Origin of the sequence: Acidovorax sp. SUPP2825 (assembly GCF_030158995.1) — a bacterium.
GTDB lineage: Bacteria > Pseudomonadota > Gammaproteobacteria > Burkholderiales > Burkholderiaceae_C > Paracidovorax.
On record NZ_BQXK01000004.1, the window covers coordinates 213,296 to 226,535 of the forward strand.

The 13,240-nt window shown below is 65.5% G+C and carries 14 protein-coding genes; 3 read left to right on the forward strand and 11 right to left on the reverse strand.

Annotated features, from left to right (window positions below):
• Window positions 1–5: 5 nt before the first annotated feature.
• The 6 genes from fabG to AVAK2825_RS07495 all read right to left on the reverse strand — a co-directional run bounded on the left by fabG (window position 6) and on the right by AVAK2825_RS07495 (window position 4,735).
• A complete protein-coding gene (fabG, locus tag AVAK2825_RS07470) occupies window positions 6–758 on the reverse strand; it encodes a 3-oxoacyl-ACP reductase FabG (protein ID WP_284396081.1) in 753 nt (250 codons plus the stop codon).
• Window positions 755–1,714, reverse strand: coding sequence for an ACP S-malonyltransferase (gene fabD / locus AVAK2825_RS07475; protein WP_284396084.1), 960 nt, complete (start codon window positions 1,712–1,714; stop codon window positions 755–757). The genes fabG and fabD overlap by 4 nt, the downstream gene beginning before the upstream one ends.
• 50 nt (window positions 1,715–1,764) lie before the next feature.
• On the reverse strand, window positions 1,765–2,742 hold the full coding sequence (locus tag AVAK2825_RS07480; RefSeq protein ID WP_284396088.1) for a beta-ketoacyl-ACP synthase III: 978 nt from the start codon (window positions 2,740–2,742) through the stop codon (window positions 1,765–1,767).
• Window positions 2,742–3,794, reverse strand: a complete 1,053-nt coding sequence (gene plsX, locus AVAK2825_RS07485; protein ID WP_272567862.1) for a phosphate acyltransferase PlsX — start codon at window positions 3,792–3,794, stop codon at window positions 2,742–2,744. The genes AVAK2825_RS07480 and plsX overlap by 1 nt, the downstream gene beginning before the upstream one ends.
• 108 nt (window positions 3,795–3,902) lie before the next feature.
• Entirely contained in the window at window positions 3,903–4,085 is a 183-nt protein-coding gene (gene rpmF, locus AVAK2825_RS07490; RefSeq protein WP_092744121.1) for a 50S ribosomal protein L32, read from the reverse strand.
• A gap of 98 nt (window positions 4,086–4,183) precedes the next feature.
• Complete coding sequence (locus AVAK2825_RS07495) at window positions 4,184–4,735, reverse strand: YceD family protein (protein WP_272567859.1); 552 nt, start codon at window positions 4,733–4,735, stop codon at window positions 4,184–4,186.
• Window positions 4,736–4,760: 25 nt separating this feature from the next.
• Between AVAK2825_RS07495 and AVAK2825_RS07500 the strand changes: the two genes are divergently transcribed.
• Entirely contained in the window at window positions 4,761–5,360 is a 600-nt protein-coding gene (locus AVAK2825_RS07500; protein WP_284396095.1) for a Maf family nucleotide pyrophosphatase, read from the forward strand.
• Window positions 5,357–6,136: an SAM-dependent methyltransferase gene (locus AVAK2825_RS07505; RefSeq protein ID WP_284396097.1), complete on the forward strand. Its 780-nt coding sequence runs from the start codon at window positions 5,357–5,359 to the stop codon at window positions 6,134–6,136. Before AVAK2825_RS07500 ends, AVAK2825_RS07505 begins: the two co-directional genes overlap by 4 nt.
• 92 nt (window positions 6,137–6,228) lie before the next feature.
• On the opposite strand, the gene AVAK2825_RS07510 is transcribed toward AVAK2825_RS07505, so the two are convergent.
• From AVAK2825_RS07510 to AVAK2825_RS07530, 5 genes are all read right to left on the reverse strand, one after another.
• Window positions 6,229–7,266: a S49 family peptidase gene (locus AVAK2825_RS07510; RefSeq protein WP_284396101.1), complete on the reverse strand. Its 1,038-nt coding sequence runs from the start codon at window positions 7,264–7,266 to the stop codon at window positions 6,229–6,231.
• 3 nt (window positions 7,267–7,269) lie between these two features.
• Window positions 7,270–7,644, reverse strand: coding sequence for a Rieske (2Fe-2S) protein (locus tag AVAK2825_RS07515; protein ID WP_284396103.1), 375 nt, complete (start codon window positions 7,642–7,644; stop codon window positions 7,270–7,272).
• Between the two features lie 41 nt (window positions 7,645–7,685).
• Complete coding sequence (locus tag AVAK2825_RS07520) at window positions 7,686–8,354, reverse strand: HAD family hydrolase (RefSeq protein ID WP_284396106.1); 669 nt, start codon at window positions 8,352–8,354, stop codon at window positions 7,686–7,688.
• 5 nt (window positions 8,355–8,359) lie between these two features.
• Window positions 8,360–9,373, reverse strand: coding sequence for an RluA family pseudouridine synthase (locus AVAK2825_RS07525; RefSeq protein ID WP_284396109.1), 1,014 nt, complete (start codon window positions 9,371–9,373; stop codon window positions 8,360–8,362).
• A 407-nt stretch (window positions 9,374–9,780) separates the two neighbouring features.
• Window positions 9,781–9,969 (reverse strand): hypothetical protein, encoded by a 189-nt coding sequence (locus AVAK2825_RS07530; RefSeq protein WP_272567848.1) that lies wholly within the window; start codon window positions 9,967–9,969, stop codon window positions 9,781–9,783.
• Between AVAK2825_RS07530 and AVAK2825_RS07535 the strand changes: the two genes are divergently transcribed.
• Window positions 9,953–13,204 (forward strand): Rne/Rng family ribonuclease, encoded by a 3,252-nt coding sequence (locus AVAK2825_RS07535; protein ID WP_284396111.1) that lies wholly within the window; start codon window positions 9,953–9,955, stop codon window positions 13,202–13,204. The two genes, AVAK2825_RS07530 and AVAK2825_RS07535, sit on opposite strands and share 17 nt — an antisense overlap.
• Window positions 13,205–13,240 lie beyond the last annotated feature (36 nt).

A 13,240-nucleotide genomic window follows, 5' to 3' on the forward strand; every position in this document is an offset into this window, starting at 1 on the left:
CTCAATTACATGTACATGCCGCCATTGACATGCAACTCCTGGCCCGTGACATAGCCTGCCTCTGCCGACGCCAGATAGGCGACCGCATGGGCAATGTCTTCCGGGCGGCCCATGTGGCCCATTGGAATCTGCGATTGCAGCGATTGCTGCTGCTCGGCAGGGAGTTGCGCCGTCATGTCGGTCGCGATGAAACCAGGAGCCACGCAGTTCACCGTGATGCCCCGGCTGGACAGTTCACGGGCAAGGGCACGCGCCATGCCTGCCACGCCCGCCTTCGCTGCCACATAGTTGGCCTGGCCTGGATTGCCTGCCGAACCCACCACGCTGGTGATGTTGATGATGCGGCCGAAGCGCTGTTTCATCATGGGTCGAATGACGGCGCGGCTCACCTGGAACACGGCCTTCAGATTGGTGTCGATGACCGCATCCCAGTCGTCGTCCTTCATGCGCATGGACAACGTGTCACGGGTAATGCCAGCATTGTTCACCAGCACATGCAAACCGCCGTGCTGCTTCACGATGGTGTCGATCAATGCATCGACAGCCGCCACATCCGTGACGTTCAGATTCACACCCTGACCGCCGCCGGACGACAAGGCCTGAGAGATGCGCTGAGCGCCCTCATCCGTCGTCGCGGTACCGATCACCAAATAACCACGGGCCGCCAACACGGCCGCGATGGCAGCGCCGATGCCGCGCGATGCACCAGTGACCAGCGCTACCTGGGGCTTTTCATTCAACGAAGGGGTATCGCTCATGCCAACAATGCTCGTGTTTCGGCCAGCGAGGCCGGGTCATAAATAGAAGCAGCAACCAGCTCGGGGTCGATGCGCTTCGCCAAGCCCGCCAGCACCTTTCCAGGGCCGCACTCCACCAGATGCGTCACGCCGCGGCCTTTGAGCGCCTGCACGCACTCCACCCAGCGCACCGGACCGAAGGCCTGGCGGTACAGCGCATCGCAGATGCCATCTGCCTCCTGCCGGACCGCGACATCCACGTTGTTGACGACTGGGATCTGCGGAGCCGCCAAGGACAAGGCCGACAGGGCCTCCCGCAATTTCTCGGCCGCCGGCTTCATCAGGCTGGAGTGAAAAGGAGCGGATACCGGCAAGGGCAACGCACGCTTGGCGCCAGATGCCTTCAACAGTTCGCACGCCTTGTCGACGCCGGCTTTCGTGCCCGCAATCACGGTCTGGATGGGGTCATTGAAATTCACGGCCTCCACCACTTCGCCGCCATCCGCACCGAAGGATGCCGCCGCCGCAGCGCAACCTTCGATCACTTTGTGCGCATCCATGCCCAGAATGGCAGCCATCGCACCCACGCCGACGGGAACCGCTTCCTGCATGGCGGCGGCACGCAGACGCACCAACGGCGCGGCCTGCGCCAGCGTCAGCACCCCTGCAGCCACCAACGCCGAATACTCGCCGAGCGAGTGGCCGGCCACCGCAGCCGGGACGTCGCCGCCCTCCGAGATCCACGCACGCCACGCGGCCACGCCAGCGACGAGCATGACCGGCTGGGTGTTGGTCGTCAGCGAAAGCGCTTCTTTCGGGCCCTCATGAATCAAGCGTGCGATGTCTTCGCCCAGGGCGTCGGAAGCCTCCTGGAGGGTTTGCGCCACCACAGGGTGGTCACCCCATGCATCCAGCATGCCGACCGACTGGGAGCCCTGGCCGGGAAAAACAAATGCAAAAGATTTTTTGGTCGTCATAAACGAATGGTCAAAACCGCCTTCACCGCTTAATTTTTCAGCGTTTCAAGCTACAGCCTCAGGAGCACCGCACCCCATGTAAAACCGCCTCCCACGCCCTCCAGAAGCAACGTCTGTCCGGGCTTGACCTGGCCGGTGCGAACCGCATGATCGAGTGCCAGGGGAATCGACGCCGCCGAAGTGTTGCCATGTTGGTCCACGGTGACGACCACCTTGTCCATCGACAGGCCCAGCTTCTTCGCCGTACTTTGCATGATGCGGATATTGGCCTGGTGAGGGATCAGCCAGTCCACGTCCGCATCGGTCAGGCCGGCCTTCTCCAGGGCAGCACGGGCTGCTTTTTCCAGCACACCCACAGCCAGCTTGAAAACGGCCTGGCCATCCATCTTGAGCAACGGGTCACCCAGAATCTGCCCGCCATAGACGTTGCCCGGCACACACAGAATGCCCACATGCCGGCCATCGGCATGCAGATCGCTCGACAGGATGCCAGGAGTTTCCGAAGCTTCCAGTACCACAGCGCCTGCGCCGTCACCAAACAGCACGCAGGTGGTGCGGTCATCAAAATCGAGGATGCGGCTGAATACCTCCGCACCCACGACGAGGGCGCGGCGGGCGCTGCCGGATTGGATCATGGCGTCTGCCACGGCCAGCGCATAAACGAAACCACTGCAGACGGCCTGCACATCGAAAGCCGGGCATCCATTGGCCCCCAGCTTGTTTTGCAAAATGCAGGCGGTCGAAGGGAAAACCATGTCCGGCGTGGACGTGGCGACGATGATCAGATCGATGTCCCGCGGCTGAACCCCTGCCGCCTCCAGCGCATTGCGAGAAGCCTCCAGCCCCAGATCGCTGCTGCAGACATCGCGCTCCGCGAAGTGGCGGGCCCGGATGCCGGTGCGCTCGACGATCCACTCGTCCGATGTTTCCACACCGCGCTGAGCCAACTCGGCCACGAGGTCGGCATTGGTCAGACGACGAGGAGGAAGGCTGCTGCCAGTGCCTGTAATGCGGGAGTAGCGTCTCATCAATATGGGGACCCGACGGCGGTGTTGACAGGCTGGGCATCCGATGGCGCCAGCAAGGGCGCAGCATGCGCCACCCGCGTCCGGACGCGGTCGAGCAGGTTGTTGCGGGCTGCATCATACGCCCGGTTCAAAGCCTGCTCGAAGGCCATGGCGTCCGCAGATCCATGACTCTTGAACACCAATCCGCGCAGCCCGAGCAATGCCGCTCCGTTGTAGCGACGGTGATCCATTCGCTTCATAAGTGCAGATAGCACCGGATAGGCCACAACTGCCGCCAGTTTGGTAAAGATATTGCGCTTGAACTCCTGCTTGAGTCCACCGACGATCATGGAGGCCACACCTTCGCTGGCCTTGAGCGCCACATTCCCCACAAAACCGTCACAAACCACAATATCGACCGTGCCCTTGAAAATATCGTTGCCTTCCACGTTGCCAAAAAAGCGAAGATCACCCGAATTACCCACCGTACGCAACAGTTCGCCTGCTTTTTTAATCACTTCACTGCCCTTAATCGCTTCCTCGCCAATGTTGAGCAAGCCGACGGTGGGCTCCGAACCCTCTTGAAGTGCAGACACCAGCGCTGACCCCATCACTGCAAATTGCAGCAGATGCTCGGCACTGCAATCTACGTTGGCGCCCAAGTCCAGCACGGTCGTGGCACCGCCCTTGGCATTGGGTATCTGGGTTGCAATCGCAGGGCGGTCGATTCCGTCCAGGGTTTTGAGGAGATAGCGAGCGATGGCCATCAAAGCGCCCGTGTTGCCCGCAGAAATGGCGGCTTGCGCGGCCCCATCCTTGACCTGCTGAATTGCAACGCGCATGGACGAATCCTTCTTACGGCGCAAGGCAATCTCCACTGGGTCGTCCATGGTGACGACCTCGCTGGCAGGCGTGACAGCGGCCCGATCGTGCTTGAAGTCCTTGAGGCTTTCAGGTTGGCCGACAAGGAGCAAACGGGCTTCGGGATGGTTTTCTAGGAACTGGCGGCACGCCGCTAGCGTGACGCGGGGGCCGTGATCGCCCCCCATGCAGTCAACAGCCAGTGTGATCATGGGCGACTTGTCCGACCGCAGAAAACGACCGGAAATGAAAATACAGCGAACAAAACAAAGGCCCGCGCTACCAATTTCGTAGCAGCGGGCCTTGGCGCGCGAATTAAATCAGGCTTCAGACTTGTTCTTCAGCACTTGGCGGCCACGGTAGAAACCGTTAGGGCTGATGTGGTGGCGCAGATGGGCTTCGCCGGTGGTGGGCTCGACAGCCGTGCCAGGCACGTTGAGAGCATTGTGCGAACGGTGCATGCCGCGCTTGGAAGGGGATTTTTTGTTTTGCTGAACAGCCATGGTGGCTCCTGAGTCTTGAAGGGTTGGTAAAAACGCGATCAGCCCATAAAGACACGAGGGGATTCGCGCGAAGCCCTCGATTATAGCCCAAACGGTTTTCAGTCTTCTGCTTTGTCTTTTCGCAAGGCTGCCAGTGCCGCGAAAGGGTTGGGCTTTTGCGCACTGGCCTCTTCGAAATCTTCGTCGCTGGATTCCATCGGCACGGGGGCCGGGCATTCGTCGTGCCGTGGCACCAGGGGTAATGCCATGAGCAACTCGTCTTCGATCAACTCCCGCAGATTGAACTCGCGGCTCAAGGCCAGCAGATCTTCATCGCTCTCGTCGTCCAGCGCTTCCGCCGTGGCTTCATCCGCCACGAAGCGGAACTCACGCTGCACCTGAAGCGGCACATCCACCGACCCGAGGCAGCGCTGGCACGTCATGGGAAGCGCTGCGTTCACCGTGAGCCGCAGCCAGATCTGTCCGCCGATGCCATGCGTGCTGCGCACTTCGCCGTCGACCTGCCAATCCACCATGAGATCGGGGTGCAGGCCTTTGGCCTCCTGGGCCAAGCGTTCGTACTTCAAAAGGGAGTCATGGCCGGACAGGTGACCGCCCGCCTGCGCGAAGGCTTTGACATCGAGGCGCTGAGGGGAGAATTCCTTGGTCATGGCGGCAGTGTAAGAGAATCAGCGCATGCCTCAATCCCCTTCCCTGCCCCGCCGTCTGGTGCTGGGCTCGACCTCCCGTTATCGGGCCGAACTGCTCTCCCGCCTGCGCCTGCCTTTCGATGTCGCAGCGCCCGATGTCGACGAAACGCCCCGCGCCGGAGAGGCGCCCAGCGCCCTCGCCTTGCGGTTGGCCATGGCCAAGGCCCGCGCCGTCTCTGCCGCCCACCCGGACGCCGTGGTGATCGGCTCCGATCAAGTGGCGGATCTCTTGGGACAACCGCTGGGCAAGCCCGGCACACACGAGAAAGCGGTCGCCCAGCTGCAACAGATGCGGGGCCACAGCGTCGTGTTCCAGACCGCAGTGGCGGTTGTCTGCGCCGCTACGGGGTTTGAAAAGGTGGAGTTGGCACCGGTGGAAGTTCGCTTCCGCGACCTGTCCGATGCGGAGATCGAGCGCTACCTGCGCGCCGAGCAACCGTACGACTGCGCCGGCAGTGCCAAAAGCGAAGGATTGGGCATCAGCCTGCTTGACAGCATCCAAAGCGATGACCCGACAGCGCTGATCGGCCTGCCGCTGATCCGAACCTGCCGCATGTTGCGCGCCGCTGGAATGGAACTGCCATGACAGCCCCATCGACCGGCACGCTCTACCTGGTGCCCGCGCCGCTCGACTTCGGCTGCGACACCCAAGCCCCCCTGGACCAGTCCCTGCCTGCCGCGACATTGCAAGCGGCGTCGCAAATCACCCACTGGATCTGCGAGAACGCCAAGAGCACCCGCGCCTACCTCAAACGCGTCGATGCGCTATTCCCCCTGAAGCTGCCGCTGCAGTTGCAGCAGATCGACGAGTTGCCGCGCGAAGTGCACAAGAAAGGCGACCATGGTGCAGACGGCCATGTGACCTTTGATGCCCGCACGTTGCTGGAGCCCGCTTTGGCAGGCAACGACATGGGCCTGGTGAGCGAGGCGGGCATGCCTGCGGTGGCGGACCCTGGCAGCTCGGTGGTGCGTGCCGCACACGATTGCGGGCTGAGGGTGGTGCCACTGGTGGGCCCCGTGTCGCTCTTGTTGGCGCTGGCGTCGAGCGGTCTCAATGGACAGGGTTTTTCTTTTGCAGGCTATCTGCCGCAGGATTCGGCCCAGCGCACCCAGCGCATCCGCGAACTGGAGGCCCTGGCGCTCAAGCAAGGGCAAACGCAACTGTTCATCGAGACCCCGTACCGCAACGCCGCGCTGTGGCAGGCCCTGGTGCAAACCTTGCAGCCCAATACCCGGCTGGCGATTGCCAGCGGGCTCACACTGCCGCAGGCGCGCACGGCAAGCCGGCTCGTGCGCCAATGGCGACAGCAAATTGAAGTGCCCGATAACCGGATACCGGCCGTCTTTGCCATTGGGCGTTAGGCCCGATCAACAGATCTCAGGGATTCCAACCGCTGATCCGGACCACCGGGCACCGAGCCCGGGCCGGCGGCAGCCCCCCGGATGGCGAGCCCTCAGCGGATGGCCGGTGCGCCCTTGATGGCCTGCACGGCCGTCTGGCCCATGGCAGCGCCGAACTTCTTGACCAGCCGCTCGGCGACGTTGTCGCGGCGGGTGTAGTCGATGATGTCTTCCGCCTTGACGACCTCGCGTGCCACATAGTCGAGGTTGCCCAGGTGGTCGGCCAACCCCATCTCCACCGCCTGCTGGCCGGTCCAGAACAAGCCGCTGAAGGTGTCCGCCGTGGGCTTGAGCCGATCGCCGCGCCCTTCCTTGACCACATGGATGAACTGCTGGTGGATCTGGTCCAGCATGGCCTGCGCATAGGCGCGCTGCTTTTCGGTCTGCGGGCTGAACGGGTCGAGGAAGCCCTTGTTCTCGCCCGCTGTCAGCAGGCGACGCTCCACGCCCAGCTTTTCCATCGTGCCGGTGAAGCCGAAACCATCCATCAGCACGCCGATGCTGCCGACGATGCTGGCCTTGTCCACGTAGATCTCGTCGGCGGCGGCGGCGATGTAATAAGCGGCCGATGCGCAGGTTTCCTCCACCACGGCGTAGACGGGTTTGTTGTACTTGGCCTTCAGGCGAATGATCTCGTCATTGATGATGCCGGCCTGTACCGGGCTGCCGCCCGGCGAGTTGATGAGCAGCACCACGGCCTGCGATCCGGAGTCTTCGAAGGCACTGCGCATGGCCGCCACCACGAACTCGGCGCTGGCTTCGGCCCCCGCGGCGATCTCGCCCTTGATGTCCACCACCGCCGTGTGGGGCGTGCTCTTGCTCGTGCTGGTAGCGTCGCGCGCCAGCAACACCCAGGCCACGGCAATCAGGAAGACCAGCCACGCCAACCGGGTAAAAATGCGCCAGCGGCGTGCGGAGCGCTGCTCGGACAAGGTCGCGAACACCAGCTTTTCCAACACGTCACGCTCCCAGCCTGGCGCTTTCGCAGGGTCTTTTGCTTCTTTTTCAGTAGCAGTCTGCGCCCACAGGTCAGGCGCTGGCGGGGGAGTCTGCCCAGAACCAGAGGGTTCGGGCCGGGTCGGTTCGGTCATTTGTCAGAATTCGACAGGTTGCAAGTGGGAGTCAGTATGCCAGCGCACTACGCCCTGGCCTTCGGAGAGTTGGATCTTCACCAGGCCACCGCGGCACGGGCCACCTGCGCAGGCGCCCGTGTCGGGCCGATAGGCGGCGCCGTGCGTGGCGCACAGCAGCCACTGGCCGGTGTCGTCGAAGAAGCGGTCCGGCTGGTAATCCATCTCCATCGGCACGTGCGTGCACCGGTTCAGATAGGCATGCGGCCGGCCTGCGAAGCGCACGGCAAAGGCGCGGCAGGCCTGGCCGGCATACAGGACGTCGAAGGCAACGGCCTGCCCCCCGTCCACCAGATCGGCGCTGGGGCAAAGGTCGATGGGTTGCGAGGAAGAGGCCATGGGCAACGACCGGCGATGGGCTATGGCGTGCAGCGGCAGCGTCAGGCGTGCCGCAAAAGCCAGGCGTGCAGTTCCGGCACGGAATGCATCACGGCCAGGGGTTGGAGGCTTTCGAACTCGCCCGACTCGTGCGCTCCGTAGCTCACCCCCACGCTGGAGCACCCGGCCGACAGGGCCATCTGCAGGTCGTGGGTGGTGTCGCCGATCATCAACACGCGCTCCGGGGCCACATCGAACTCGGCCATCAGCTCCTGGAGCATGAGCGGGTGTGGCTTGCCGGCGGTTTCGTCGGCCGTGCGGGAACCATCGAACATGCCCCGCAGCGCCACCGTGTGCAGCACCTCGTCCAGGCCGCGCCGGCTCTTGCCGGTCGCCACCGCCAGCAAGTGGCCTCGGGCGCGCAGGTCTTCCAGCATGGGCAACACGCCGGAAAACAGGCTCAGATCGTCTTGGTGCTTGAGGTAGTGATAACGGTAGCGGTTGCCCAGTTCGGCGTGTTTTTCCGGCGGCACATCGGGTGCGGCGTGGGTCAGCGCCTGCATGAGGCCCATGCCGATCACCCAGGCCGCAGCCTGATCGGTCGGCACCGTGCCACCGACGTCGCGCACGGAGTCCTGAATGCAGCGCACGATGATGGCGGTGGAGTCGTAGAGGGTGCCGTCCCAATCGAAAGCGATGAGGTCGAAGCGGCGGCGTGGGGTCGTGGGCATGGTGTTCAGGCAGTGGCGGCGGTGAATTGCGCCAGATCAGGCGGCAACTCTGCGCGCAGTTCGATGCGCTCGCCGTGGGAGGGATGGGAGAACTGTAACCGCCACGCATGCAAGAACATGCGCTTGAGACCATGCTTGTGCAGCCGCTTGTTGAGTTCGAAGTCGCCGTATTTGTCGTCGCCCGCGATCGCATGGCCCTGGCTGGCCAGGTGCACGCGGATCTGGTGGGTGCGACCGGTCTTGATGGTGACTTCCAGCAGGCTCATGGCCGGCAGCCCCTCGGCCGCGCGCGCCGGCAGGTGGCTGCGCACTTTCACGAGGGTGATGGAGCGCATGCCGTCCGGGTCTTCCGGCGTGGTCACCCGCACCCGCCGCTCGCCATCGGCCTGCAGGTACTTGTGCAAGGGCGTGTCGATCACTTTCTTGTTGGCCGCCCAGGTGCCGGGCACCAGGGCCAGGTAGGTCTTGCCGGTCTCCCGCTCCCGGAACTGGTCCTGCAGGTGCGTGAGCGCGGAACGCTTCTTGGCCACGAGGAGGATGCCCGAGGTTTCCCGGTCCAGCCGGTGCACGAGTTCCAGGAACTTCGCCTGGGGACGGGCCTGCCGCAACTGCTCGATGACGCCGAAGCTCACGCCACTGCCGCCATGCACCGCCACGCCCGCGGGCTTGTCGATGGCGATCAGGTGGTCGTCCTCCAGCAGGATGGGGAATTCGCGGGCCGGCGCCGGGCGCTCGGCCTTCTCGGCCACCTTGTCCGAAATGCGCACGGGCGGCAGGCGCACCTGATCGCCCGTGGCGACCCGGGTGTCCGCGCTGGCGCGGCCCTTGTTGATGCGCACTTCGCCGCTGCGGATGATGCGGTACACGTGCGTTTTGGGGACGCCCTTCAGATGGCGTATCAGAAAGTTATCGAGCCTTTGGCCGGCAGAGTCCTCGTCGACTTCGACGATGCGGGCTGCAGCGGGGGCGGGGTTTGGGGCACGGTCCGTCGCCGGTTTGCCCCCTATAATGTGTTTCACCTGCGCGATGTTCTGTAAGTGGTTGATTTGTCTGGAGTTTAGTCCACGCAACCTTGCAAGCCGCGCAGGCAGGTCGATGCCAACGGGTGTCGTGTGCGCAGATTGCAGGCCAGATGCCTGTGGTGGCTCCCACGCCGCGCGGCCGGCTGACAAATTGAAACACCGAAACCGGAATCCCCAGTCCGCAGGCCGCCCAACAGGCAGGTTCTGCGGGCGGATCAAAGCGAAAACATGTGGGCATTGTTGGCATGGATTGTGACCCTTTGGCGAAGGCGCCTGCCTTCGGCATGGGCTCCGCAATCGCCGGCATCGCCCGTGCAGCCCGCGCCATCAGCCAAGTCTTTCATGGCAACGCTGCACACATTTCCCCTCGCCCCCATCCACGCGCCCCCGCCACGACTGCGAAGCTAGTGCTTCGCAGCCGCGTGGCTTTGCGGCAATTCCCTTCGTTTCAACGCGTCGGCCCTGGCATCCATGGCTCCTGAAGAGCCTGTGTCATTGGTTTGAATGGTCGGGACGCGCGCCGATGCAGCTTTTTCGCTGCGCGCCGCCCGGCCGACAACGAAAAGGAATCCCATCATGAAGCGGATGCTCATCAACGCCACGCAGCCCGAAGAACGCCGCCTGGCCATCGTCGACGGCCAGAAGCTGCTGGACTACGAAATCGAGATCGAAGGGCGCGAGCAGCGCAAGGGCAACATCTACAAGGCCGTCGTCACCCGCGTCGAGCCCTCGCTGGAAGCCTGCTTCGTCGACTACGGCGAAGACCGCCACGGCTTCCTGCCGTTCAAGGAAATCTCCCGCCAGTACTTCGCCGAAGGCGTTTCGGTCAGCCAGGCGCGCATCAACGACGTGATCCGCGAAGGCCAGGAACTGCTGGTGCAGGTCGAGAAGGAAGAGCGCGGCAACAAGGGCGCCGCCCTGACCACCTTCGTGTCGCTGGCCGGCCGCTATGTGGTGCTGATGCCCAACAACCCGCGCGGTGGCGGCGTGTCGCGCCGCATCGAGGGCGAAGACCGGGCCGAACTCAAGGAGGCGATGGACCAGCTCGAATACCCCAAGGGCATGAGCATCATCGCGCGCACCGCCGGCATCGGCCGCACGGCGCCGGAACTGCAATGGGACCTGAACTACCTGCTCAAGCTCTGGACCGCCATCGACGGCGCGGCCAAGGGCGGCAAGGGCGCATTCCTGATCTACCAGGAGTCGAGCCTGGTGATCCGCGCGATCCGTGATTATTTCAACGGCGATATCGGCGACATCCTCATCGACACGGACGACATCTACGAGCAGGCGCACCAGTTCATGGCGCACGTGATGCCCGAGCATGCCGGCAAGGTCAAGCGCTACCGCGACGACGCCGCGCTGTTCAGCCGCTTCCAGATCGAGCACCAGATCGAGTCGGCCTACGCCCGCACCGTGACCCTGCCCTCCGGCGGCGCCATCGTGATCGACCATACCGAAGCACTGGTGAGCGTGGACGTGAACTCCGCCCGCGCCATCAAGGGCGGCGACATCGAGGAAACCGCCACCCGCACCAACCTGGAAGCCGCCGACGAAGTGGCCCGCCAGATGCGCCTGCGCGACCTGGGCGGCCTGATCGTGATCGACTTCATCGACATGGAAGAGTCGAAAAACCGCCGCGAAGTGGAAAACCGCTTGCGCGACGCGCTGCGCCAGGACCGCGCCCGCGTGCAGTTCGGCACGATCAGCAAGTTCGGCCTGATGGAGATGAGCCGCCAGCGCCTCAAGCCTGCGCTGAGCGAAGGCTCCTCCATCCCCTGCCCCCGTTGCGGCGGCTCGGGCCACATCCGCGACACCGAATCGTCGGCGCTGCAGATCCTGCGGATCATCCAGGAAGAGTCCATGAAGGACAACACGGCCGCCGTGCACTGCCAGGTGCCGGTGGAAGTGGCCTCGTTCCTGCTCAACGAAAAGCGCCCCGAGATCGCCAAGATCGAACTCAAGCAGCGCGTGACCGTGCTGATGGTGCCCAACAAGACCCTGGAGACGCCGAATTACAAGCTCGAGCGCCTCAAGCACGACGACCCGCGCCTGGACCACATCGACGCCAGCTACAAGCTCGTCGAAGAAGTGGAAGACCCCACCGCCGTCACGCGCCGCTCGCAGGAGCCCACCAACAAGCAGACCCCGGTGATCAAGGGCGTGCTGCCCGACGCGCCGGCGCCGATCGCCGAGCCCCGTCCGGAAGGCGCGGCCCGCAACCCGTCGCACAGCCGACCCGCGGCAGCGGCCGCCGCTGCGGCTGCGGCGGCCACCCCGGCTCCGGCACCCGCGCCGACCGTGGCGCCCGCGCCCCAGGAGCAAGGGTTCTTCGCATGGCTCAAGAGCCTGTTCGGTTTCGGCGAGCCCCCACGCGCTCCGGCGCCTGTGGCAGCGCCGGCACCGGCCCCGGTGGCCGAACCCGCACGGGAAGGCCGGCGTGAAGGCCGTGGCGGCGAACGCGGCCGCCGCGGTGAACGCAACGGCAGCGACCGCAATGGCTCGCGCGACGGCCAACGGGAAGGCAATGGCGAAGGCCGTGGCCGCCGCGATGGCCGTGACGGCCGTGCGGAGCGCCCGGAGGGCGAAGCCCCACGCAACGGGAACGGCAACGGCCGCGGCCCCCGCGACGGTGAAGCACGCGGTGGCCGGGAAGGCCGCGAGGGCCGTCCGGAAGGCGAACCCCGCAATGGCGGGCGCGAGCCCCGTGAAGGCCGTGAACCCCGCGAGCCACGCGAAGGCCGCGGCCGCGGCCGGGACGGCGAGCCCCGCCAGGCCCCGCTGAACGCCGAAACCGGCGCTGCGTTGCCCGCGACCGCTTCCGTCACCCTGGACGGTGCCGGTGAACCCGTGGAAGCCGCACGCAGCGAGCGTGGCCCCCGCCGCGAACGTGGCGAGCGCGGTGGCCGCGGCGAGCGTGGCGGGCGTGGTGAACGCGCTCCCCGCGTCGACGAGGCCGCCGGCGCAGGCCAGGGCCCCGTGGCGGACTTCGTGGACACGTCCCCCATGGCGTCCCTGCCCGACCTGGACCTTACCGGCAACGACGCCGCCCCGGCCGCACCCGCCGCCGGAGGCGATGAGCGCCGTGAACGCCGGTCGCGCGACCGTTACGGCCGTGATCGCCGCGAGCGCGGCGAGCGGGCTCCGCGTGAAAACGGTGCGGAGCAGGAGCAGCCTGTCGGCAACCTGATGGACTTCGATGTCAGCGCGACGGCCCCTGCCGACAGCGCGCCCGCCGAAGCCTCGCAGGAACCCGCACGCCGCAGCTACTTCAACGCGTCCGCTGCCGCCGCGCCGCAGGCCCACGAGCCCGTCGCCGCACCAGCCACCGATGCGCCCGTGGAATCGGCGGTGCCCAGCGCGCCTGCCTTGGAGCCGGTGGCCCCTGCGCCGGTCGCCCCGCGTCCCGTGTCGGCACCCGCTCCGGTCGCGGCCCCGGTCGCGCCAGTGGCCTCCACGGCGGCCCCAGTGGCTCCGGTGGCGCCAACGCCCGTGCCGGCCCCCGTGGTGCAGCCTGCTGCCGCCGCTCCAGCCCAAGCCGCAGCCCCTGCCCAGCCGAATGGCGCCATGCCACGGGTGCAGTCATTCACCCTGCCGGTGGACGAGCTGAACCAGGTCGCCCAGACCTCGGGCCTGCAGTGGGTCAACTCCGATGCGGAGAAGATCGCCGCCGCGCAGGCCGCCATCGCGGCCGAACCGCGCCCGGTCCACGTGCCGCGCGAACGCCCCCCGGTGGTGGCGATCGATGAAGGCCCGCTGGTGCTGGTGGAAACGCGCCGCGACCTGCGCGACCTGACGCTGCCGTTCGAGCAGCCGCCCGCCGCCTGATGCGGCGCCGCCGGCCCGCGGTGCAATGCCCGGGCC

Bases quoted from the DNA above. Each gene is read 5' to 3' on its own strand.
- fabG (WP_284396081.1), bottom strand. From the start codon at position 758: ATGAGCGATACCCCTTCGTTGAATGAAAAGCCCCAGGTAGCGCTGGTC.
- fabD (WP_284396084.1), bottom strand. From the start codon at position 1,714: ATGACGACCAAAAAATCTTTTGCATTTGTTTTTCCCGGCCAGGGCTCC.
- AVAK2825_RS07480 (WP_284396088.1), bottom strand. From the start codon at position 2,742: ATGAGACGCTACTCCCGCATTACAGGCACTGGCAGCAGCCTTCCTCCT.
- plsX (WP_272567862.1), bottom strand. From the start codon at position 3,794: ATGATCACACTGGCTGTTGACTGCATGGGGGGCGATCACGGCCCCCGC.
- rpmF (WP_092744121.1), bottom strand. From the start codon at position 4,085: ATGGCTGTTCAGCAAAACAAAAAATCCCCTTCCAAGCGCGGCATGCAC.
- AVAK2825_RS07495 (WP_272567859.1), bottom strand. From the start codon at position 4,735: ATGACCAAGGAATTCTCCCCTCAGCGCCTCGATGTCAAAGCCTTCGCG.
- AVAK2825_RS07500 (WP_284396095.1), top strand. From the start codon at position 4,761: ATGCCTCAATCCCCTTCCCTGCCCCGCCGTCTGGTGCTGGGCTCGACC.
- AVAK2825_RS07505 (WP_284396097.1), top strand. From the start codon at position 5,357: ATGACAGCCCCATCGACCGGCACGCTCTACCTGGTGCCCGCGCCGCTC.
- AVAK2825_RS07510 (WP_284396101.1), bottom strand. From the start codon at position 7,266: ATGACCGAACCGACCCGGCCCGAACCCTCTGGTTCTGGGCAGACTCCC.
- AVAK2825_RS07515 (WP_284396103.1), bottom strand. From the start codon at position 7,644: ATGGCCTCTTCCTCGCAACCCATCGACCTTTGCCCCAGCGCCGATCTG.
- AVAK2825_RS07520 (WP_284396106.1), bottom strand. From the start codon at position 8,354: ATGCCCACGACCCCACGCCGCCGCTTCGACCTCATCGCTTTCGATTGG.
- AVAK2825_RS07535 (WP_284396111.1), top strand. From the start codon at position 9,953: ATGAAGCGGATGCTCATCAACGCCACGCAGCCCGAAGAACGCCGCCTG.
- AVAK2825_RS07530 (WP_272567848.1), bottom strand. From the start codon at position 9,969: ATGAGCATCCGCTTCATGATGGGATTCCTTTTCGTTGTCGGCCGGGCG.